This window comes from Polynucleobacter ibericus, from assembly GCF_018687955.1.
Classification (GTDB): Bacteria; Pseudomonadota; Gammaproteobacteria; order Burkholderiales; family Burkholderiaceae; genus Polynucleobacter; species Polynucleobacter ibericus.
In genome coordinates this window covers 744,941-764,976 of the sequence record NZ_CP061309.1, presented here as the reverse complement: position 1 = coordinate 764,976, position 20,036 = coordinate 744,941, and the positions used below count along the sequence as shown (strand labels likewise).

Sequence of the window (20,036 nt, the reverse complement as noted above, 5' to 3'; positions counted from 1 at the left end):
TGCTCAAAAACCCGTTGTATCAACAGGGGCTCCCGTCTTAGCAATTACCTCTTCTTTAGTAACGCCTGGAGCTAGTTCAACCAAGTTCAAGCCCGAGCGGGTAATGTCCAAGACGCAAAGATCGGTGATGATCTGGCTAATGACGCCTACACCAGTCAAGGGTAATGTGCACTTAGGCAAAATCTTCAGCTCTTCAGTGCCATCTTTTTTCTTAGCAACGTGCTCCATCAACACAACAACATGCTTTACGCCGGCTACCAAGTCCATCGCACCGCCCATGCCTTTGACCATCTTTCCTGGAATCATCCAGTTAGCCAAATCACCATATTCACTTACTTGCATGGCACCCAAAATCGCAATATTGATTTTGCCGCCACGAATCATGCCAAAAGAATCTGCCGATGAAAAAATGGATGAGCCGGGTAAAGTAGTAATTGTCTGCTTACCAGCATTGATTAAGTCTGCATCAATTGTTTCTTCTGTTGGAAAAGGTCCAATACCCAATAAACCATTTTCAGACTGAAGCCAGACTTCCATATCTTTGGGCACATGATTTGCTACTAAGGTTGGCATACCAATACCTAAGTTCACGTAGTAACCGTCTTTTAATTCTTTAGCAGCACGTGCTGCCATCTCATCTCTTGTCCAAGGCATATCGATCTTCCTAAATATTCTGTTCTATGGCTTTACTGTTTGGGGAATTACGCTGTTGCAGTCATGGTGCGCTGCTCAATACGCTTTTCTGGTGTCTTGTGCAAGACCAAGCGGTGCACATAGATGCCAGGCGTATGAATCTGATCAGGATGTAGCTGACCGTTCTCCACGATCTCCTCTACTTCAGCTACCGTGATCTTGCCAGCCATTGCCACAACCGGATTAAAGTTGCGCGCTGTATAGCGATAGACCAAGTTCCCAGACTTATCTGCTTTCCAAGCTTTCACTAAAGAGATATCGGAAACGATTGCACGTTCCATAATGTATTTTTCACCATCAAATTCTTTTTCCTCTTTACCTTCTGCAACTAAAGTACCTACACCCGTTTTGGTATAGAAGGCAGGAATACCGCAACCACCGGCACGCAATTTTTCAGCCAGAGTTCCTTGCGGCGTGAACTCAAGCTCTAACTCACCAGCCAAGTACTGACGCTCAAACTCTTTATTCTCGCCAACATACGAGGCAACCATTTTTTTCACTTGACGTGAATTGAGCAGTAAGCCCAAACCAAAACCATCAACGCCAGCATTATTAGCAATAGCAGTTAAGTTCTGAGCACCTAAGTCCTTCACTGCCTGAATTAAAGCCTCAGGAATGCCGCAGAGACCAAAACCGCCAACCGCCAATTTTTGTCCGTCTTTTAAGATGTCCCGCAAGGCATCAACTGCCGATGGGTAAGTTTTATTCATAACTTTTGTCCTAATATTGCCAAAAAGGGTAAAAAAGTAATCATAACGCTTTGGGGCTGTTGATCTAGGTGGTCTTGGCACTAATTCCGTTTTTGGCAGTTGGAACTAAACTATTAGCTCATAAATGCCCTATTTTTGAGAAATTTCGGAGAAATTGAATGAATGCTGCAGAGCTGGTTGCGCAATTTGGACCTAGAGACTCTATGGACTATGACCTAGTCATCGTCGGTGGCGGGCCTGCAGGTTTATCAGCCGCCATTAAAGCTAAGCAATTAGCCAATGCATCTGGCAAAGAAATCAGCGTTTGCGTATTAGAAAAAGGCTCTGAAATCGGCGCTCATATTTTGTCTGGCGCAGTCATGGATCCGAAAGCACTCACCGAGCTATTTCCAGACTGGAAAGAGCTTGGTGCTCCATTAGATACAGAAGTCACTCAAGATCAGTTTTTATTCTTAACTAGCGATAACTCCTACCAAGTTCCCAATTGGATGTTGCCGCACTGCTTTAAGAATGAGGGCAACTATATTGTGAGCCTAGCTAATGTGACTCGTTGGCTTGGACAGCAAGCAGAGAATCTTGGTGTTGAAATCTTCCCAGGCTTTCCTGCCGCTGACATTCTTTATAACGAGCAAGGTGCAGTCTGCGGTGTTATCACCGGCTCAATGGGTTTAGATAAAGAAGGTAATCCAACTGATCAGTTTCAACTGGGCATGGAGTTGCGTGGTAAGTACACCCTATTTGCCGAAGGTTCACGTGGCCACCTTGGTAAACAGCTAATTACTCAGTTTGCCTTAGACAAGGATGTTGATCCGCAAAGCTATGGCATTGGCATTAAAGAATTGTGGGAAGTAGAACCCTCCAAGAGCAAGCCTGGACTAGTAGTGCATACGGCTGGCTGGCCCTTAGAGAGCGATACCTATGGTGGCTCCTTCCTATATCACTTGGGTGATAACAAGGTTGCGGTTGGTCTAGTAGTAGGACTTTCATATAAGAATCCCTACCTCTCTCCCTTTGAAGAATTCCAACGCTATAAATTGCATCCAAAAATTCGTGAAACATTTGAAGGGGGCAAACGTATTGCTTATGGCGCACGCGCATTGACTGCGGGCGGCTTAAATAGTCTTCCTAAAACTGTATTTCCTGGTGGCGCACTGATCGGCTGTGATGCCGGCTTCCTCAATGCTTCGCGAATTAAAGGTAGTCATGCAGCGATTAAGACCGGCATGCTTGCTGCTGAAGCAGCAGTTGCCGCCATTAATGAAAATCGCTCCGAGGATGTTCTCTCTGCATATCCAACGGCATTCCAAAATAGTTGGTTACATACCGAGCTCAATCAAGCACGCAACTTCAAGCCGTGGATGTCAAAAGGTCTCTACCTTGGTACTTTGATGGTGGGCTTAGAGCAAAAGCTCTTGGGCGGCAATATGCCGTGGACTGTGCACCTGAAGCATGCTGACCATGAGTGTTTAGAGCCAGCAGCGTTGCACAAGCCAATTGACTACCCAAAGCCAGATGGCAAGATTTCGTTTGATCGTCTGTCTTCAGTATTTATCTCCAATACAAACCATGCCGAGAATCAACCCATTCACTTAACCCTGAAGAATGATTCTGTACCAGTAGATATCAATTTGAAGACTTATGCAGGTCCCGAGCAACGCTTTTGCCCTGCTGGCGTTTATGAGTATGTAGAGACTGATGGCAAGCCTCGTCTGCAAATCAATTCACAGAACTGTGTCCACTGTAAAACATGCGATATTAAAGATCCCACTCAAAACATCGTCTGGATTACACCAGAAGGTGGTGGCGGTCCAAACTACGCATCCATGTAAACATCAACCCCGGTCACATGCCGGGGTTTTTCATCTCAACACGAATAAATAAATAGCGTTATATTTAAACTATGATGATCCTACACACTATGCTTCGCGTCGGCGACCTAAATCGCTCCATCGATTTCTACACCAAAGTATTGGGCATGAACTTACTACGTAGAACTGAACGTCCTGAACAGAAATATTCACTCGCTTTTGTGGGCTTTGGTAAAGGTAATGCTGACGGTCAAGCAGAAATCGAGCTCACCTATAACCATGGTGTGAGCTCATACGAAATGGGTACCGCTTACGGACATATTGCGATTGAAGTACCTGATGCCTATTTAGCTTGTACTGCCATTAAAGCAGCTGGTGGCAATGTCACCCGCGAAGCTGGACCAGTGGCTGGTGGTGACACCATCATCGCCTTCGTTACTGATCCCGATGGTTACAAGATAGAGCTTATTCAGCGTTAATCGTGGCCCAGCCCGATTCAATTCAGTTAGAAATAGTAGATCGTTTAAGCGATATTCCATCTAGCGATTGGAACGCCCTACTTCCTCAAGATGTAGGTCCTTTTCTTCGTCATGAGTTTCTCAGTGCATTAGAGGAGACCGGTTGTGTTGGCGGCAATACGGGGTGGCAAGTTGCCCACCTTGTTCTAAAAGATGGTCAGAAGTTACTAGGGGCGATGCCTCTCTATCTTAAGCAACACTCCTACGGTGAATTTGTATTTGATTGGTCATGGGCACAAGCTTATGAGCAACAAGGGATGCAATACTTTCCCAAAGCACTCTGCGCCATTCCATTTACACCAGTTCAAGGATCAAGAATTCTGAGTGCTGGCTGTAGTGATCCTAGCTTAGTTCAGCAACGCTTGATTCAAGGCTTAAAAGCAATTGTTCTGCAAAATAATCTGTCGTCAGCCCATGTCTTATTCCCTTATGCCATTGAGGCAAAAGAGTTCAAAGAGCAAGGTTTTATGCTGCGTGACTCTGTGCAGTTTCATTGGCATAACCAGGACTTCCGAAGCTTCGAGCAATATTTAGCAGCATTAACGATGAAGCGCCGTAAAAATATTCGACGTGAGCGTGAGCAAGTTGCAAGAGGGCTAATCGGTTTCAGACATGTTCCTGGGAGAGCGTCGACTGATGCCGATTGGGAGTTCTTTTATCGCTGTTACGCAAATACCTACTTAGAACATCAGTCCAGTCCATACCTTAGTGAAACATTCTTTAAATTATGGGCGCAGCGTATGCCCGAGAATTTGCATTTGATTATTGCTGAGCGCTCTGGAAATCCAATTGCTGCATCCATGCTAGTTGTAGACCCCACAAGCTCTAAGGCGTACGGTAGATATTGGGGGGCTGTAGAACATATTCCCTGTTTACACTTTGAGACAGCTTACTATCAAGCGATTGAATACTGCATTGCCAATCAGATTCAAACCTTTGAAGGTGGCGCCCAAGGTGAGCACAAGATGGCTCGGGGATTTTTGCCTACAACCATTCAATCTGCGCATTTCATCGCCGACCCTCAATTTGCAAAGGCAGTTCAGCTCTTCCTGAATCGCGAGCACCAAGGCATTGGAGCTTATGTAGATGAGCTTGCCGAGCACAGTCCTTTGAAATCGTCTAAAGTACAGCCATGAATTCTGAAGACACCAAACCAAATATGCAGGATGGCTCTCACTCCCTTTCTACCGGAGATGCCGACTCTGATTCCCCTTGCATTGGCGTGTGCACTACTCTTTACGATGAAATCTGCCAAGGCTGTGGTCGTACTTTAGGTGAAGTGAGTAACTGGGTATTCTTTTCTCAGGAGGAAAAAGATTCGGTCTGGCAGCGTATTCGTGCAGATGGTACTGCGATGCGCTTTCAACGACAAGCCAAAGAAAATAAGCCCAATTAACGGGCTTATTTTTTTACTAGCAGGTTTATTGCTGAAATTGAATTAGCCAGCTAATGCTTGGCTACGCAAATACTCTTCATAGGTACCCGAGTAGTCCACTACCGTACCATCCATCTTCACTTCTAAGATGCGGTTAGCTAAGGCAGATACAAACTCACGGTCATGCGAAACAAATATTAATGTGCCATCGAATTTCTCGAGCGCAATTTGCAAGCTCTCAATCGATTCCATATCCATATGGTTGGTTGGCTCATCCATTGCTAGTACGTTGTATTTTTGGAGCATCAGTTTTCCCCAAATCATACGGCCCTTCTCGCCACCAGAAAGAACTTTGACTGACTTACCAATGTCATCACCTGAGAACAAGAGGCGGCCTAATGTGCCACGGATGACTTGATCGTCGTCACCAGTATTGCGCCACCAATTCATCCAATCCATCAGCAATTCGTCTTTTGCGAACATCTCGGTATTGTCTTGAGGCATCACACCAACATTAGCATTTTCGGCCCACTTCACATCACCGCTATCAGCAGCAATACCTTCAAAGCGTTTACTTAGAATGGTCTTGAGTAGCGTTGTCTTACCTGCGCCGTTTTGTCCGATGATGGCAATCTTCTCGCCAGCACGAACACCGAGTTTGAAATTCTTGAAGATGACGCGGTCGTAGGCCTTAGTCAGTGCATTGCACTCTACTGCCATATTGTGTAATTTTTTCTCAGTATCAAATCGAATAAACGGGTTTTGACGTGAAGAAGGTTTTACTTCAACGATCTCAATCTTCTCCAACTGTCTCTGACGTGAAGTAGCTTGACGCGCTTTAGAAGCATTTGCAGAGAAGCGCGCTACGAAAGCCGCTAATTCAGCAATTTTTTCTTTAGCTTTGACGTTATTGCTGAGCTGCTGTGTTCTTGCCTGCACAGAAGCAAGCATGTAGGAGTCGTAATTACCCGGATAGACCTTCAACGTTCCATAATCCATATCCGCCATATGCGTACAGACTTCATTGAGGAAGTGACGGTCATGGGAAATGATGACGATGGTGCTCTTAATTTGATTGAGGATGTCTTCAAGCCAATGAATGGAGTGAATATCCAAGTTATTGGTTGGCTCATCTAGCAGCAATACATCTGGATCAGAGAACAATGCTTGCGCAAGTAATACACGCAACTTCCAACCCGGTGCAACATTGCTCATCGGTCCATTGTGTTGCTCGATAGGAATACCAATACCTAATAGCAATTCGCCTGCCTTGGCTTCTGCGGTATAGCCACCGTATTCGGCGTACTTGCCTTCGAGCTCAGCCGCCTTCATGTAATCTTCATCGGTAGCATCTGGGTTAGCGTAGATGGCATCACGTTCAGCGGCCGCCTTCCACATCTCTTCGTGCCCCATCATGACTACATCGAGTACGCGCACATCTTCGTAAGCAAATTGATCTTGACGCAACTTACCCAAACGAATACCGGGATCCAAGCTCACGTTACCGCTGGTTGGCTCAAGCTCGCCACCCAAAATCTTCATGAAGGTCGATTTACCGCAACCGTTGGCACCAATCAAGCCATAACGATTACCGCCGCCAAACTTCACGGAAATGTTTTCAAACAGAGGCTTTGCCCCAAACTGCATAGTGATATTAGATGCTGACAGCACGGATGTTTTCTAGCTTTCTGAAATTCAATTCAATAGTTACCCCCAACTTTGGGGTAAAGACCGTTATTTTAACGGCTTAGAGGCGCTGGATGGCAGGAAGCCTTAACCCTAAATTAGACTTTGACTCTAAATGGGGTGAAATTCGTATGAATATCGTAAAAATCTTCATTTTCTTTGCGCTTAAGGAAGTTCACGACCCAATAGGTCATCGGGGTAGCCAGAACCTCCCAGGAAGTCTTGAGTACATATTGAGCTAACGCTACCTGAAGAATTTCATGGGTAGGCCAAATGCCATAGAAAGCCAGCACATAGAAGAATGAGGAATCCACCATCTCCCCTACTGCAGTTGAGCCAATTGTCCTCATCCACAGAAAACGACCCTGAGTCCACACCTTCATTTTGGCCAAAACGTAGCTATTGACTAGACTGCCGCACCAAAATGAGAACATTGAAGCTAAGGCGATGCGCCAAGAGTTTCCAAAAACCGTTTCTAGGCCTTTTTGATAGTTGGCCATATAGTCGCCAGGGGCCACCGGTAGAGCTATCACAATTTGCGCCATGATCGCAGCAAATGCCAAGGCGGCAAATCCCGCCCAGACCGCCCTGCGATCATAGGCGTAGCCATAAACCTCAGTCAAAATGTCGCCAAAGAAATAAGCGATGGGGAAAAATAAGATCCCAGCGCCAAACGGCATGCTGCCGAAATAAGGTAAATCTATTTCTGCCGCCTTACCAGCACCAATAAAATTCGAGCACAGCAATACGACTACGAAGGCAGTCAGAATGAGGTCGTAATAACGGTGATGACGTCTCGGCAAGTCCATAAGTCAAGAAAAATGGATAATAGAAACAAGAATATCTGCATTCCTGAAAATTCGCAGGAAGCAGGCAAAAATGAAGACAAAACTAAAAATAGGATGGTAAGGCGATGAGTAAAGCGAGCTTTAACTGGGCAGACCCCCTTCTTCTAGACACTCAACTTTCTGAAGAGGAGCGCATGGTACGTGATGCAGCTGCTGAATACGCTCAAGGGCGCCTTATGCCCCGCATTCATGATGCATACCGCAATGAAACGACTGACCCAGCCATCTTCCGCGAAATGGGTGAGCTTGGCCTTTTAGGCATCACGATTCCTGAGCAGTATGGCGGCGCTAATTTGAACTATGTGTCTTACGGTTTAATCGCTCGTGAAATTGAGCGCGTCGACTCTGGTTATCGCTCGATGATGAGCGTGCAGTCATCCTTAGTCATGGTTCCTATTAATGAATTTGGTAGCGAAGCTCAAAAGCAAAAGTACCTACCTAAATTAGCGAGTGGTGAATGGATTGGTTGTTTTGGTTTAACCGAGCCAAACTATGGATCCGATGCTGGCGGCATGATTACCCGCGCTAAAAAAGTTCCAGGTGGATTTTCTTTGACAGGCTCAAAGATGTGGATCTCAAACTCTCCAATTGCCGATGTATTTGTAGTGTGGGCCAAAAATGATGAAGGCATCATTCGCGGCTACATCCTTGAAAAAGGTATGAAGGGCTTAAGCGCTCCGAAAATCAGCGGCAAGATGGGTCTACGTGCCTCCATTACTGGCGAAATCGTCATGGATGAAGTCTTCGTGCCAGCTGAAAATGAATTCCCAGATATTGAAGGCCTCAAAGGTCCATTTACCTGCTTAAACTCTGCCCGCTACGGTATTGCCTGGGGAGTGTTAGGTGCCGCTGAATGGTGTTGGTATGCCGCTCGTCAATACACCATGGATCGTAAACAGTTTGGTAAGCCCTTGGCTGCAAACCAGTTGATCCAGAAAAAATTAGCCGATATGCAAACTGAAGTCACCCTTGGACTTCAAGGCTGCCTTCGTTTGGGTCGTATGAAAGATGAAGGTATCGCTGCTCCAGAAATCACTTCCATCATGAAACGTAACTCTTGCGGCAAGTCTTTAGACATTGCCCGGATGGCACGTGATATGCATGGTGGTAACGGTATCTCTGATGAGTATGGTGTTGTTCGTCACATGCTGAACTTAGAAGTCGTTAATACCTACGAAGGTACTCACGATATTCACGCCCTCATTTTGGGTCGTGCTCAAACGGGTATTCAGGCATTTAGCTAAATAAAAAATAGCCAGGTAATAAAAATGCCCTTGAGTATTTATTCAAGGGCTTTTTTATTGGCAATCATTGATCACCGCCCTCAGCACTCTTTTTAATAAATAAGCGGGCAAAGAAAATGACCATACCGATCATAAATAGAATCACCGCCAAACTTAATTGGCCCGCAAACGATCCAAACAACTCAACTAACATTTTCATTTTTCTTTCCTCCAGTGAGTTCACTATAGGGTCTTTAAAAAATGATTAGTTGATTAACATCAAAAAAACACCAATTAGATTGCTGGATAGAGTTGTTTTTGGGTACTGTCAATCACAAACACATTTACAGGAATTCCTGCGCTCACACTTGAAGAAACCGTACAAAATTCTTGAAATTGCGCCAAGACTCTATCTAAGTTTTCCAAAGATTCCCCAGGTACGCCAACATGTATCTCAACGCGTATAGACAAGATGCGGAGCCGATTCTGCTCGTTACGACCTATCTCACATGTAGCTATGGTCTCTATTGGGTCAGGGTTTTGCTTAAATTTTCTTAAAGCAAAAAGTAATGAATCTGATAAGCAATTAGCTACAGCCGCAATTAATAACTGCGATGGAGTTGCACCTTCAGACTTACCCAGTGGCGGTGGCTCATCCCCCATGATCGGAGGTTTTTCTTCGTTGTAATAAATCGCAAACTGATAATCGGCTTGCTGCTTCAGTCTTACGGTTGGATTTCCACTCATACTGAACCCCTATTGTCTATTTAGTAATGAACTTATTCAAACACAATTGGCTCTGGCTTAGCAATAGGATTGCCTGCCTGCGCCCATCCATCGAATCCGCCTGCAATAGATTGAACATTCATATACCCCATTTCATGCAACGACTTTGAGGCTAATGCTGCTCTACCGCTGTTTTTACAATACAGCACTATTTTGAGATCCCGTGCACTCAAATTAGGATCATTACTTAACTTAAACTCCAGAAGACCTCGTGACATATGAATTGCCCCTGGAATGTGTCCATTTGCATATTCATCCGCCTCGCGAACATCTAATAACAAGTCTGCATCTTGAATTGCATGAGGTACATCGTTAAGAGAGACCTCATTTACTGACAATTTAGCCTGTGCAACCAAGTCATGTGCTGTTTTCATTAGCTTTCCTTTTAAATAATGTTCATTCATTATATTTTATTATATAATGTTTTAGAAATAGAAGTCAAATTTTGCGTCTTGAATCAACACCATAAGGAATTCAATACATATGCTGATTAAATGCCAAAGCTGCAACAAGTTCAACCGCCTACCTCTTGATCGAGTTAACCAAAAACCAATATGTGGAGTGTGCAAGGCAAGCTTATTGTTGGGGCCTATCGATGCCGATCAAGCAAGCTTTAAAGAGATTCTTAGTCATAGCAAGCTACCTGTAATAGTGGATTTTTGGGCGCCATGGTGCGGTCCCTGCAAAATGTTTGCTCCAACCTTCCAGGCTAGTTCCGCAAAACACGGTGAGCAGGTTCTGCATATTAAATTGGATACAGAAACAAACCCAGGTATTGGGCAGGAGTTTTCAATCAGATCAATACCAACATTGGCAGGCTTCAAAAATGGAATTGAGTTGAAGCGTATCAGCGGAGCTATGCCGCCAGCTCAGCTCGAACAGTTTGTGAAGGAGTTAGCTAATTAGTGTCTGTTGGATTTGATGAGAATCTCTTTAGCTGATGCCTTAAAAGCGTCATCACTATCGCTTTCCAGTTGCACGAAATTTTCCACCTTGTATTGAGGAAAATTTCGTACGATCGATGATTGGTATGAGGGGTCGTAATGTTTTACCAATAACTCTTCAACAAGCTCTGGAAAATTACCCGCATCAATTGCATCATTCCATTTGGCAATCTGCACTTTACCGTAGTGAGCCGTCAGTAAAGCTAGCTTGACCTTAAAAGTATTGGTATCAGTTAAAAAGTGATGGTACTCACGAATCAACCAAGAGACGCGGGTCTGCGTACTAGAACGTAATTCGATACAAGCGCCATTACGAATTTTTTCCATCAAAGCATCGGGCACATGCAAGCCCCCTACCTTCTTGCTCTCGGACTCTACATAAACCTGCTTGGTGGGATCTAGCAAGCGCAAGGCATTCCATAGGGCAGTCTCAAAACCCTTTTGCGAAGGCTGATCTTCATTCGGCTCATTACCAAGCACCGAGCCACGATGAACTGCTAGACCCTCTAAATCAAGGATCTGAGCCCCTAGAGCGCCAATCTCTTGGAGTACTCGCGTCTTGCCACTTCCTGTCATTCCACAAATAACCTGAAATGAAAATTGACCAGCTGCCTGATCTAAACCATCAATCACCGTACGACGAAATCCTTGATAGCCACCCTCAAGTTGTCTCGCTTTCCAACCAATCCGATTGAGGATATGCGTAAACGCCCCACTACGCTCTCCACCACGCCAACAATAAATTAATGGGCGCCATTCACGAGGCAATTCTAGAAAGTGATTTTCAAGATGAGTGGCAATGTTTTTGGAGACTAAGGCTGCGCCCAGCTTTTTAGCTGCAAATGGCGACTCTTGTTTATAGAGTGTGCCAATAGTGACGCGCTCTTCATTGCTCAACACCGGGTAATTGACTGCACCTGGAATGTGATCTAGAGCGAACTCTGCGGGCGATCGAACGTCAATGATGACATCAAAACCATCTAGTTCTGATAGAAATTGTTCTGATTTGAGGATATGGGGATTGCTTGGTTGCACGATCGGCTAGCGCAACTTCTCTAATACATGCTCAGGCCATGGCGCTGATTTATTGGTAGTAAGATCTACCCACACCATAGTCGCACCACCAATAGCGGCCTCGACTTCAGGCGAGGTAGTCAAGGCCATGCTGGTGTATACATCCAAACTGGTTCTTCCAATAGCACCAATGGAGGTTTTTAATATCAACTCACCCGGGAACGAGAGTTGTTGATAAAAATTACAAAAGCCGTTCAGCATCAACATGGATTCACGACCAGGGGCAACCTCGTAACCCATAGCAGTAATCCATTCACAACGGGCCTGCTCCATGTAGCGAAAGTAAATAGTATTGTTGACATGCCCATACGCATCCATATCACCCCAACGAATAGGCATGATCATTTCATGAACTAGCTTTCGCTCTCCAGGAATAGTGATGCGCATGTTTAAGAAAAAATCTTTATATCAACCAAGCTGTAAAGCGAGTTGGTATAAGTTTGTAGAGCGAGCGCCCGAACGACAAAACGCGAGTACAGGTCCTGGCAAAGTTTTTAAGAGACGAGCCATTTCTTGAACTTGTGCCTGAGTAAATGCTCCTGGAACCACTGGCAAGTAAACATAATTTAAGCCAAGCTTTTCAGCTTCAGCCTGTATGGCAGCATTCAAAGGCTGGCTTGGGCCACCCTCACCATCAGGACGATTATTAATTACGCTCTTGTAGCCTTGTTGGGCAATTTCAGCCAAATGGCTTGGGTCAATCTGACCGAGAGTGCCAAACTGGGTGTTATGGCAAGAAATAGGAAGACTCATGAAACCCTCTACATTGAATAATGACGTAATAGGGTTAATTTTAAATCAGGCTTGACTCAAAGGTTGGGGTTTGGCCTGTTTCTATGCGCAGTGAAGAAACGCTCACAGATCTCCATACCAGCAAGCATGGCGATCACAAATACCAAGGCCTTCAGGTGGCCTGCGCCCAGAGCAACCAAGGCTGGACCAGGACAGAAGCCAGCAATTCCCCAGCCTGCGCCAAAAATCAAGCTACCAATAATCAATGGCTTAGTAATATCTCTACGCGTAGGAATATGCAGTGCGCCACCAAAAAAAGCTTCAGTTCTTTTGCTAACAACATAGAATCCACCTAAACCTACGATGACAGCACCCATCATCACGAACATTAATGATGGATCCCAGTTACCAGCTAGATCTAAAAATCCTAATATCTTCTGTGGATTGCTCATGCCCGAGATAATTAAACCCCAGCCAAAAAGCACGCCAATCGCATACTGACCCAAGAGGCTGAAATGTCTACTCATATCAAACCCCAATCAAGTGACGCAAAACGTACACCGTGATAAAGCCTGCGCCCATAAAAGAGAGAGTGGCAACCAATGAACGTGGTGATAAGCGTGAAAGACCACAAATACCATGGCCACTGGTGCAGCCAGATCCATATTGAGCACCAAAGCCAACTAAAAGGCCGGCAATCACAATCGCAATCCAATCTGCTTCAATTTCCACTACCGGGAATATGCCAAAAAATAACGCTGCTAGAAAAGGTGCGGATATCAGACCAAAAACTAATGCAACACGCCATGCTGAATCAGTCAATTTAGGATGAAGTAAGCCGGAAATAATTCCGCTGATACCCAAAATACGACCATGAAGCAAAACATACAAAGCTGCGGCAATCCCCAGAATCATCCCACCTAATAAGGAAGGTATCGGGGTAAAAGATATCCAATCAATTTGCATTATTCGTTCGATCGTCTTTGAAATTAACTACAAGGATTGGGGGCAAGGCGTATTTGTAAATAACGTAAACCTAAATAAGCCCCAAAGATAAATCCAGGTAAAGCCAGCAATGATCCAAGAGCTAGTGTGGATATGCCGCTCAAGCCCTGCCCTACCGTACAACCCAAAGCAGTCACACCGCCAAAGCCCATCAATGCAGCCCCAACCAAATGATTAGCAGTGTCTTCGCTATTACGGAAGGACTCCCAGCGGAATGATTTAGTTGCGATTGATACCGCAGTAGAACCCAAAATCATTCCTACAACAGCAGCAATGCCCACCGTGACTACTTTAGATGTATCGCTATACATCATCAGCCAATCCAAGGAATAAGCATAAGGCGCAACGAACGATAGACTTTCCATGCGACCTGAATTCGTTACCAAAAATACTTCTTCTAAAGTATTTGGATCCTCGGCGACGTATCCCAGATTACCTGATACCCACCATACCGCACAGATTGCCAATCCCACTGCGATACCTGCAAATAGATTTTCAGCAGTCCAGAATGCTTTGCTAGCTAAGGCATAAGCAATAAAGGCAGCGCCAATGATTAATCCCAAAGCCAATTGGAGTTGTGGACGAGCAATACCAAGAGGTGCGCTCAAAAGACTAGGCAAATCTTGCGGGGTATTAAAGGCAATGAAGAATGTATCAAGCGTATTGATGCGAACCACGCCCAAAAAGCCGCGCATCGTCATATAGGCCGTTAATCCCAACACCATAAATACCACGATGGACTTTAAGTTACCGCCACCAATACGGATCAAGGTTTTACTGCCGCATCCTGAGGCCAGCACCATACCTAAACCAAAAAAAACGCTTCCAACGATTGTGGAAAGCCACAAAAATTTATTACCCGTATAAAAACTTTTGAGTGGATCAATAAAGCCAACATAAGACATCAAGGTGAAACCAATAATGGCAACACCGATTGCCAAAAACCATTGCTTCAAACGATCCCAGCTTGACATAATGAATATGTCGGAAACTGCACCCATGCTGCAAAACCCTGTTTTCTGCATCACGGCACCCAGAAAAAAGGTAATGGCAAAAGTAGCCCAGAGAACAGACTTACTTAAAGAACTAATATCTACAACATCCATAGCGATCAAATCTTGAAAAATTAAGGTTTAAATTTGTAAAACTGTTTATTGAGAAAAGCGGTGACATCCGCTTCATCCTCTGGGAACAGATCCAGCCGCAGTTCGGTATTACATAGACCAACCATCTTTTTCAAGTCAGCCAACGATTTCACCTTGCTGTCAGAGCGGGTGTAAATCATGTCACCATTACCAAAACCGGTTTTCTTGGCATGACATGCATAGCACTTTTGCTGGTCGATAGCCTTACCATTTGCCAAATCTGGGGCGGCAAGCGCTGGAGTGCTAATAAGCACACTGAGGGCAATCGCTGAGATAGATCGGAAAAAAGTCATTTTCATTACAAATCAAGGATTTAGCATTAATCCCCTATTTTAAGGCCCAATGGCTGAATTTGCCTTACTTGATTGTCTTACTCGGCCTGAATAGACAAATAGACGTTATAGGCATTCATGCGGTTGGCAGCCCTAAACAGCGGCATTCCCTCGTATTCAGACCAATCAGCCTGTTTATAAGCATCCTCAAAAGGATCTAGGTTAATGGCAGCTTGAGACATGGATTCACGTAAATATTTGAGGTAATTCCTAGTAAAGGCTATATCTTCTGCAGGCTTCACCGAGTAATTGCCGTGTCCTGGAATCACGATATTGGGATTGAGCCTTTCAATCTCATCTAGTGCAACCAGCCAACCCTTGCTATCGGCGTTTCCAACAAATGGAATACGACCCCTGAATACCAGGTCTCCAGCAAACAGCACCTTTTCAGATGGCACATACACCATCAGATCTTCGGGAGCATGTGCAGGCCCAACTCTACTGACAAAGAAATCTATCCCGCCAACTGCAAATTTCGTCTTTTGATCGACCCAAATATCTGCTGAGGTCAGTTTTGTTTTCTCGTTCACCCAAGGGGCAAAATCAATTCTTGAGGCAATCAAGCGTTGCTTAGCAGTTTCTGAAGACAGGTAATTTCTACCTTCACCTTGGGCATAAATCTTGGCGCCTATTTTCTTGAATTCTTGCAAACCATAAACATGGTCAGCATGGTAATGACTCACGATGAGAGCCACTATCTTTTGTGGCGTAATTTTCTTAATTTCGGTGATTAACTTTTGCGCAAGTATCGGTGAGCCCAGGGCATCGACTACAACTACTCCGCCAGGAGTCACAACAAATCCTGCATTGGAAATAAAGTTTTGGTTAGCGCTACTCCCCATTTCTGGAAAGCCTTGTACAAAATAGGTATGGGGCGCTACCTGTATTGGCTTTAGCTGAATCGTATCGCCAGGCTTTCCTTGACCAAAAGCCGAACCCATAAAGATAAGGGATCCGATAAGGATCCCCCAGAAAACCTTATAAATAATCATGCAAGATTTAATTGACCTTGAACAATTAGATTGGGGCCATACCAGGATTGTTCGAAACGCCCTTAATGATTGGCTCATTAAGCTTGACCGCCTTAACCACCTTGACATCGCGCAAGTGACGTTCCATCACGTCCCAAATTGCCTCGCCGCCAGCATTCTTTGCCTCTTCGCTAACTGGCGCCCAGCCAGCAACTTTATAAGTCTTACTTGCTTCAATAGGCTTGCCATTTAAGCGCATATCAGTAATCCGCTTACCTGCCGTTTGTGCTGGGTCAATGGTGTACTGCATACCGCCAACGCGAACCATGTCACCACCCTGCTGATAGTACGGATCAGGGTTAAACAAGTTGTCCGCCACATCTTCAAGAATGGTTTTGATTGTGTCGCCACTCATGTTGGTAACGGTGGTGTATGGATAGGTAATCGCCGTTTGATCCAAGAGGTTCTCGCGGGTGATTGCTTGACCTGGCAATAAACTCGTTCCCCAGCGAAAGCCTGGTGAAAAAGCAATCTCTGCATTCTTCTGCGCCATGAGGCCATCTAAGATAAGTTGATCAAAGCTACCGTTGAAGTTACCACGACGATACAAGAGGCCTTCGGTTGTGGCTAATTTTTCATTCAGCTTAGCTTCATATGGTGCCCTGACCTTAGCGATCAACTTATTCATCGTTGGATCAGCCGGAATCATATTGGAGAAGATTGGGAATAATTTGTAGCGGAAATCGACTGGCTTGCCACCCTTCACATCAAAGTCGAGCACACCCAAGAACTTGCTATTGGAACCCGCATTGGTAACGAGGGTAACGCCGCCAGCATTCTTCACCTTGACCGGGATAGGAACGCCATCATGAGTATGGCCGCCTAGGATCGCATCTAAACCACGCACTCGAGATGCCATCTTCAAATCAACATCCATGCCATTGTGGGACAGTAGTACCACCACCTTTGCGCCTTTAGATCTCACTTCATCAATCGTCTTTTGCATATTCTCTTCTTGAATGCCAAAGGTCCAATCTGGCGTGAAGTAACGAGGGTTTGCAATCGGAGTGTATGGGAAGGCCTGACCAATGATGGCCACCTGAATGCCATTCTGTACTTTCATGACATAGGGATTGAAGACCATATCGCCAAAGTCAGATGTCTTAATATTTTGAGCAACAAAAGAAACCTTGCCCTTGAAATCACCATTCACGATTTCCATCACGCGCTTCTCACCTAGAGTCATTTCCCAGTGCGGCGTCATGACATCAACACCCAACGCGAGCGCGGCATCAACCATATCCTGACCATTGGTCCAAAGGGCTGTACCCGAGCCCTGCCAGGTATCGCCACCATCAAGCAATAAAGCGCCTGGACGATTTGCTTTCATTTGCTTAACCAAAGTAGCCATATGGGCGAAACCACCCATCTTGCCGTAGTTCTGTGCTGCAGCAACGTAATCCAAGTAAGTGAATGCATGGGCATCGCGTGTACCCGCTGGAATGCCATTGGCCTTTAGGAAGTATTCGCCAACTAAGTGCGGAGTCTTGCCCTCTTGTGCGCCAATACCAAGGTTTACATTAGGCTCGCGGAAGTAAATCGGCAATAGTTGCGCATGACAGTCCGTGAAATGCAAAAAGTGCACGTTACCGAATTTGGGCAAGTCATAGAATTTTTGTGCGGTGGTTTGAGCATTCACGAAATTGGACTGCAAACTCAACCCGCCTGCTGATGCAATAGCCAAAGCCTGCAGAAAGTCGCGACGATTTAATGACATATAAGTATTCCCTTAAGAAAACAGGCCTGTCGGCCTGTTCTTTGATTCGTTATTGATTAACTGGAGAGGCAGGGTCAAGCAGTAGAGCCATGACATCCTGAATCTGCTGCTCATTTAAGAGCTTGAAGTGCGCAAATCGCGGCATATTGCTACACGCGTTATACGCCTTGGAATTATTGATGCGATTCCAAGTATATGTAACCACCTCTTGTGAATAACCGCGCAATTTTCCGTAACCAGTCAATGATGGCCCGATATTTCCATAGGAGATTTCTTTTGGATCAATCTGGTGACAGTTATAGCAACCACCGCCAACTACGGTATCAGCCTTATCAGTCCAGGTTGCACCACGACCACTTTGTGCAATCTTCTCGCCATTCTTCCAGTCGCCAATATATTTGCCATCAGAAGGTTGCTTAATGGTATCCATATTAATTTTCTGAATCTTTTCACGCATCTTCTCGCCCTGCTTGCTATTGGCAAACACAGGATCAGAGCAAAATTTTTGCGTAGCATCTTGATCAATGCGATCTAGACCAGCTATACCTTGAGCTCTAAAGCTGTCGGTCATCATTTTGTTGAACTTTGGATCATTCTTTTGCTGAGCTACGGCTACGTTTTGTAGCAAGCTTGAAGCAACAATAAATCCAGTAATAGTTAAGAGCTTTTTGATATTTGTATTTTTCATGATCGTTGTTTCTTATCTCTTAACGCTTTAATCCAGGGGTTTCAACTGTTCCGCCGTTAGCAGTCTTTGCCATATACATAGACAAAGCAATCGTCACATCTGAACCATAAATTGGGAATGGGAAACGCTGCTGACGATAACAATCGTTCAAGCGCTGTTGCATTGTCCAGAACTGACCGCTGGAAACGCGATACGCTGGCCAGTAACCCCAACCCATAGCGGCGCCTTTTTGCTCCGTTAAGTTAGGCAAGTCTTGCAGGCGGATACGTTTACCGTTTTCAGCATGGCAAGATGCGCATGAGAAATCCATTGGACCACCTTGGAAGAAGAATGCGCGCTTACCGAGGTCATACATTTCTTTTTCTTTAGGGTGATTGGTGCTCACCTTAATTTTGTCGCCCTTAGATGCAGTGACGACGTAAGCAACAATTGCCTCCATATCCTTTTTAGGACCCTTTTGAAAAGGGGCATCAATCATTTCCTGAGGATCGCGACCTTGCAGGACTTGCATACAAGTCATTAAACGTGATTCGAGATCTTGTACCTTGTTGCTATCTTTAAAGTAGCGCGGCAACTGAGCTGCTGCGCCCTTAACTACTCCAGGCCCTAAACCTAAATCACACTTCTCAAGAGTGGCGTTTTTAGGACCCGCTGGTTTTTTCCATAGATCTTCACCAGCGGCTTCATACAGCTCTGAGGGGTTGCCATCAGCGATCATCTCGCGATATTTAGCGATATCGTCTGTTGCACTCTTTTGTGCTGAAACTGACGATGACACTGCTAGTAAGGTGGCCAACAGTCCAGAGGCCAACCCTAAAGTAAATTTACGCTGCATTTGCAACCCTTTCAAAACTCAGGTGGTAGTAAAGATCTATTGAAACGAGCAATTAAGAAGCAGTTGCTTCATCGGTGCGCTTGTCACCCTTGCTATCTACCCAGCTCACAACAATCTTGTCGCCCTTAGCACCCTTGTATTTGAAGTTCAAGAATGGATCCTTAGAAACTGCTGGACCAAATTGACCATTCAATACATCTTTGCCATTTGCTTTGACATTAATTGTGCTGATGAACCAAGCTGGAATTGTCTTGCCAGAAGCGTCTTTACGCTGACCAGATTCCATATCGTGTTTCATCAAAATCTTTACATCCACAATTCCACCGTTCTCAGCAGCTCTAACGCGCATTGGATCAGCCATGTTTTCCTCTTGTAATCTAGTAATTAATTAATGGTATTCAGATAGATTGGGGGATTAACCGCCGCAACCACCTAAAGTTACTTTCACTTCCTTAACAGACATACTCCATTTGCCATCGGCTTTTACCAAGGCATATACATTGGAGGTCTGACCCATCTTGATACGAGTAGTAACAAATGACTCAGTGCCTGCAGGGATAAAGAATTGCGCAGCTAAGGCGCTTGGGTTTTTCTCAACCAAGATTGCCATTTGCTCTGCTTTAAGGGTAGTTGTAATGCCGACTGGCACAACTGCACCATTTTCTGCGATGTCAGGAGCATTCAAAGTAACTGCACCAGACTTCTCTGGGCTGCCTGCACCCAAGATCTTAAATACATCATCAAGGCTCTTGCCTTCAAATGCGGCTTTATTCCACTCTTGAGCTTGGGCTACGCTAATAAGACCCGCAGAAGCCATCAAGCCAAAAACGGCTGAATATTTCAATAAACTGCGTCGCTGCTGATTCATAAAAACTCCTTTATTAAT

General features: G+C 45.0%; 26 protein-coding genes. 6 read left to right on the top strand and 20 right to left on the bottom strand.

What is annotated here, in order from left to right:
- Nucleotides 1–3 precede the first annotated feature (3 nt).
- Together AOC20_RS04015 and AOC20_RS04010 are read right to left on the bottom strand one after the other, a co-directional pair.
- Nucleotides 4–654, bottom strand: a complete 651-nt coding sequence (locus tag AOC20_RS04015; RefSeq protein WP_215361715.1) for a CoA transferase subunit B — start codon at nt 652–654, stop codon at nt 4–6.
- 47 nt (nt 655–701) lie between these two features.
- Nucleotides 702–1,403 carry a CoA transferase subunit A gene (locus tag AOC20_RS04010; RefSeq protein ID WP_215361713.1) on the bottom strand — a complete coding sequence of 234 codons (702 nt, stop codon included), beginning with the start codon at nt 1,401–1,403 and terminating at the stop codon, nt 702–704.
- A gap of 158 nt (nt 1,404–1,561) precedes the next feature.
- Here AOC20_RS04010 and AOC20_RS04005 point away from each other — a divergent pair, with 158 nt between their 5' ends.
- The 4 genes from AOC20_RS04005 to AOC20_RS03990 all read left to right on the top strand — a co-directional run bounded on the left by AOC20_RS04005 (nt 1,562) and on the right by AOC20_RS03990 (nt 5,125).
- Nucleotides 1,562–3,232: an electron transfer flavoprotein-ubiquinone oxidoreductase gene (locus AOC20_RS04005; protein ID WP_215361711.1), complete on the top strand. Its 1,671-nt coding sequence runs from the start codon at nt 1,562–1,564 to the stop codon at nt 3,230–3,232.
- A gap of 71 nt (nt 3,233–3,303) precedes the next feature.
- On the top strand, nt 3,304–3,690 hold the full coding sequence (gene gloA / locus AOC20_RS04000; protein ID WP_215361709.1) for a lactoylglutathione lyase: 387 nt from the start codon (nt 3,304–3,306) through the stop codon (nt 3,688–3,690).
- Nucleotides 3,691–3,692: 2 nt separating this feature from the next.
- Nucleotides 3,693–4,865 carry a GNAT family N-acetyltransferase gene (locus AOC20_RS03995; protein WP_215361707.1) on the top strand — a complete coding sequence of 391 codons (1,173 nt, stop codon included), beginning with the start codon at nt 3,693–3,695 and terminating at the stop codon, nt 4,863–4,865.
- A 23-nt stretch (nt 4,866–4,888) separates the two neighbouring features.
- Entirely contained in the window at nt 4,889–5,125 is a 237-nt protein-coding gene (locus AOC20_RS03990; RefSeq protein ID WP_251373178.1) for a DUF1289 domain-containing protein, read from the top strand.
- Between the two features lie 42 nt (nt 5,126–5,167).
- Here AOC20_RS03990 and AOC20_RS03985 read toward each other — a convergent pair whose 3' ends face one another.
- Together AOC20_RS03985 and AOC20_RS03980 are read right to left on the bottom strand one after the other, a co-directional pair.
- Nucleotides 5,168–6,775 (bottom strand): ABC-F family ATPase, encoded by a 1,608-nt coding sequence (locus AOC20_RS03985; RefSeq protein WP_215349448.1) that lies wholly within the window; start codon nt 6,773–6,775, stop codon nt 5,168–5,170.
- Between the two features lie 113 nt (nt 6,776–6,888).
- Nucleotides 6,889–7,599: a queuosine precursor transporter gene (locus tag AOC20_RS03980; protein ID WP_215361702.1), complete on the bottom strand. Its 711-nt coding sequence runs from the start codon at nt 7,597–7,599 to the stop codon at nt 6,889–6,891.
- Nucleotides 7,600–7,703: 104 nt separating this feature from the next.
- Here AOC20_RS03980 and AOC20_RS03975 point away from each other — a divergent pair, with 104 nt between their 5' ends.
- Complete coding sequence (locus AOC20_RS03975; RefSeq protein ID WP_215361701.1) at nt 7,704–8,882, top strand: acyl-CoA dehydrogenase; 1,179 nt, start codon at nt 7,704–7,706, stop codon at nt 8,880–8,882.
- A 64-nt stretch (nt 8,883–8,946) separates the two neighbouring features.
- Here the strand turns inward: AOC20_RS03975 and AOC20_RS03970 are convergent, their stop codons facing one another.
- The 3 genes from AOC20_RS03970 to AOC20_RS03960 all read right to left on the bottom strand — a co-directional run bounded on the left by AOC20_RS03970 (nt 8,947) and on the right by AOC20_RS03960 (nt 10,021).
- Nucleotides 8,947–9,081 carry a DUF3149 domain-containing protein gene (locus AOC20_RS03970; RefSeq protein ID WP_215360034.1) on the bottom strand — a complete coding sequence of 45 codons (135 nt, stop codon included), beginning with the start codon at nt 9,079–9,081 and terminating at the stop codon, nt 8,947–8,949.
- A 74-nt stretch (nt 9,082–9,155) separates the two neighbouring features.
- Nucleotides 9,156–9,608: an OsmC family protein gene (locus AOC20_RS03965; RefSeq protein ID WP_215361698.1), complete on the bottom strand. Its 453-nt coding sequence runs from the start codon at nt 9,606–9,608 to the stop codon at nt 9,156–9,158.
- 32 nt (nt 9,609–9,640) lie between these two features.
- On the bottom strand, nt 9,641–10,021 hold the full coding sequence (locus AOC20_RS03960; protein WP_215361696.1) for a rhodanese-like domain-containing protein: 381 nt from the start codon (nt 10,019–10,021) through the stop codon (nt 9,641–9,643).
- A 109-nt stretch (nt 10,022–10,130) separates the two neighbouring features.
- Here AOC20_RS03960 and trxC point away from each other — a divergent pair, with 109 nt between their 5' ends.
- Nucleotides 10,131–10,553 carry a thioredoxin TrxC gene (trxC, locus tag AOC20_RS03955; RefSeq protein WP_215361694.1) on the top strand — a complete coding sequence of 141 codons (423 nt, stop codon included), beginning with the start codon at nt 10,131–10,133 and terminating at the stop codon, nt 10,551–10,553.
- Here trxC and mnmH read toward each other — a convergent pair.
- From mnmH to soxY, 13 genes are all read right to left on the bottom strand, one after another.
- The gene (gene mnmH / locus AOC20_RS03950) at nt 10,550–11,626 is read right to left on the bottom strand and encodes a tRNA 2-selenouridine(34) synthase MnmH (RefSeq protein ID WP_215361692.1); all 1,077 of its coding nucleotides are present in this window, start codon (nt 11,624–11,626) and stop codon (nt 10,550–10,552) included. The genes trxC and mnmH overlap by 4 nt on opposite strands.
- Before the next feature lie 6 nt (nt 11,627–11,632).
- Nucleotides 11,633–12,052, bottom strand: a complete 420-nt coding sequence (locus AOC20_RS03945; protein ID WP_215361690.1) for an acyl-CoA thioesterase — start codon at nt 12,050–12,052, stop codon at nt 11,633–11,635.
- A gap of 21 nt (nt 12,053–12,073) precedes the next feature.
- A complete protein-coding gene (locus AOC20_RS03940; RefSeq protein ID WP_215361687.1) occupies nt 12,074–12,418 on the bottom strand; it encodes a protein tyrosine phosphatase family protein in 345 nt (114 codons plus the stop codon).
- 56 nt (nt 12,419–12,474) lie between these two features.
- Nucleotides 12,475–12,924 (bottom strand): YeeE/YedE family protein, encoded by a 450-nt coding sequence (locus tag AOC20_RS03935; RefSeq protein WP_215361685.1) that lies wholly within the window; start codon nt 12,922–12,924, stop codon nt 12,475–12,477.
- 1 nt (nt 12,925) lies between these two features.
- On the bottom strand, nt 12,926–13,363 hold the full coding sequence (locus AOC20_RS03930) for a YeeE/YedE family protein (protein ID WP_215361682.1): 438 nt from the start codon (nt 13,361–13,363) through the stop codon (nt 12,926–12,928).
- Nucleotides 13,364–13,386: 23 nt separating this feature from the next.
- Nucleotides 13,387–14,508: a YeeE/YedE family protein gene (locus AOC20_RS03925; protein WP_215361680.1), complete on the bottom strand. Its 1,122-nt coding sequence runs from the start codon at nt 14,506–14,508 to the stop codon at nt 13,387–13,389.
- A gap of 20 nt (nt 14,509–14,528) precedes the next feature.
- Entirely contained in the window at nt 14,529–14,840 is a 312-nt protein-coding gene (locus AOC20_RS03920; protein ID WP_215361678.1) for a hypothetical protein, read from the bottom strand.
- A gap of 77 nt (nt 14,841–14,917) precedes the next feature.
- The gene (locus AOC20_RS03915) at nt 14,918–15,871 is read right to left on the bottom strand and encodes an MBL fold metallo-hydrolase (protein ID WP_215361675.1); all 954 of its coding nucleotides are present in this window, start codon (nt 15,869–15,871) and stop codon (nt 14,918–14,920) included.
- Nucleotides 15,872–15,896: 25 nt separating this feature from the next.
- Nucleotides 15,897–17,627 carry a thiosulfohydrolase SoxB gene (soxB, locus tag AOC20_RS03910; protein ID WP_215361672.1) on the bottom strand — a complete coding sequence of 577 codons (1,731 nt, stop codon included), beginning with the start codon at nt 17,625–17,627 and terminating at the stop codon, nt 15,897–15,899.
- A gap of 49 nt (nt 17,628–17,676) precedes the next feature.
- Nucleotides 17,677–18,315 carry a sulfur oxidation c-type cytochrome SoxX gene (gene soxX, locus AOC20_RS03905; protein WP_215361670.1) on the bottom strand — a complete coding sequence of 213 codons (639 nt, stop codon included), beginning with the start codon at nt 18,313–18,315 and terminating at the stop codon, nt 17,677–17,679.
- Nucleotides 18,316–18,334: 19 nt separating this feature from the next.
- Entirely contained in the window at nt 18,335–19,150 is an 816-nt protein-coding gene (gene soxA / locus AOC20_RS03900; RefSeq protein WP_215361668.1) for a sulfur oxidation c-type cytochrome SoxA, read from the bottom strand.
- Nucleotides 19,151–19,202: 52 nt separating this feature from the next.
- Nucleotides 19,203–19,511 (bottom strand): thiosulfate oxidation carrier complex protein SoxZ, encoded by a 309-nt coding sequence (soxZ, locus tag AOC20_RS03895; protein WP_068321433.1) that lies wholly within the window; start codon nt 19,509–19,511, stop codon nt 19,203–19,205.
- Nucleotides 19,512–19,565: 54 nt separating this feature from the next.
- Entirely contained in the window at nt 19,566–20,018 is a 453-nt protein-coding gene (soxY, locus tag AOC20_RS03890) for a thiosulfate oxidation carrier protein SoxY (protein ID WP_215361666.1), read from the bottom strand.
- Nucleotides 20,019–20,036: the final 18 nt, after the last annotated feature.

Coding starts and splice junctions, on each gene's coding strand:
- AOC20_RS03960 (WP_215361696.1), bottom strand. CDS start 10,021: ATGAAAACAGCACATGACTTGGTTGCACAGGCTAAATTGTCAGTAAAT.
- AOC20_RS03930 (WP_215361682.1), bottom strand. CDS start 13,363: ATGCAAATTGATTGGATATCTTTTACCCCGATACCTTCCTTATTAGGT.
- AOC20_RS03990 (WP_251373178.1), top strand. CDS start 4,889: ATGCAGGATGGCTCTCACTCCCTTTCTACCGGAGATGCCGACTCTGAT.
- trxC (WP_215361694.1), top strand. CDS start 10,131: ATGCTGATTAAATGCCAAAGCTGCAACAAGTTCAACCGCCTACCTCTT.
- AOC20_RS04010 (WP_215361713.1), bottom strand. CDS start 1,403: ATGAATAAAACTTACCCATCGGCAGTTGATGCCTTGCGGGACATCTTA.
- soxA (WP_215361668.1), bottom strand. CDS start 19,150: ATGCAGCGTAAATTTACTTTAGGGTTGGCCTCTGGACTGTTGGCCACC.
- AOC20_RS03915 (WP_215361675.1), bottom strand. CDS start 15,871: ATGATTATTTATAAGGTTTTCTGGGGGATCCTTATCGGATCCCTTATC.
- AOC20_RS03940 (WP_215361687.1), bottom strand. CDS start 12,418: ATGAGTCTTCCTATTTCTTGCCATAACACCCAGTTTGGCACTCTCGGT.
- soxX (WP_215361670.1), bottom strand. CDS start 18,315: ATGAAAAATACAAATATCAAAAAGCTCTTAACTATTACTGGATTTATT.
- AOC20_RS03945 (WP_215361690.1), bottom strand. CDS start 12,052: ATGCGCATCACTATTCCTGGAGAGCGAAAGCTAGTTCATGAAATGATC.
- soxB (WP_215361672.1), bottom strand. CDS start 17,627: ATGTCATTAAATCGTCGCGACTTTCTGCAGGCTTTGGCTATTGCATCA.
- AOC20_RS04015 (WP_215361715.1), bottom strand. CDS start 654: ATGCCTTGGACAAGAGATGAGATGGCAGCACGTGCTGCTAAAGAATTA.
- AOC20_RS03935 (WP_215361685.1), bottom strand. CDS start 12,924: ATGAGTAGACATTTCAGCCTCTTGGGTCAGTATGCGATTGGCGTGCTT.
- soxZ (WP_068321433.1), bottom strand. CDS start 19,511: ATGGCTGATCCAATGCGCGTTAGAGCTGCTGAGAACGGTGGAATTGTG.
- AOC20_RS03925 (WP_215361680.1), bottom strand. CDS start 14,508: ATGGATGTTGTAGATATTAGTTCTTTAAGTAAGTCTGTTCTCTGGGCT.
- AOC20_RS03920 (WP_215361678.1), bottom strand. CDS start 14,840: ATGACTTTTTTCCGATCTATCTCAGCGATTGCCCTCAGTGTGCTTATT.
- AOC20_RS03965 (WP_215361698.1), bottom strand. CDS start 9,608: ATGAGTGGAAATCCAACCGTAAGACTGAAGCAGCAAGCCGATTATCAG.
- AOC20_RS03970 (WP_215360034.1), bottom strand. CDS start 9,081: ATGAAAATGTTAGTTGAGTTGTTTGGATCGTTTGCGGGCCAATTAAGT.
- gloA (WP_215361709.1), top strand. CDS start 3,304: ATGATGATCCTACACACTATGCTTCGCGTCGGCGACCTAAATCGCTCC.
- AOC20_RS03975 (WP_215361701.1), top strand. CDS start 7,704: ATGAGTAAAGCGAGCTTTAACTGGGCAGACCCCCTTCTTCTAGACACT.
- soxY (WP_215361666.1), bottom strand. CDS start 20,018: ATGAATCAGCAGCGACGCAGTTTATTGAAATATTCAGCCGTTTTTGGC.
- AOC20_RS03980 (WP_215361702.1), bottom strand. CDS start 7,599: ATGGACTTGCCGAGACGTCATCACCGTTATTACGACCTCATTCTGACT.
- AOC20_RS04005 (WP_215361711.1), top strand. CDS start 1,562: ATGAATGCTGCAGAGCTGGTTGCGCAATTTGGACCTAGAGACTCTATG.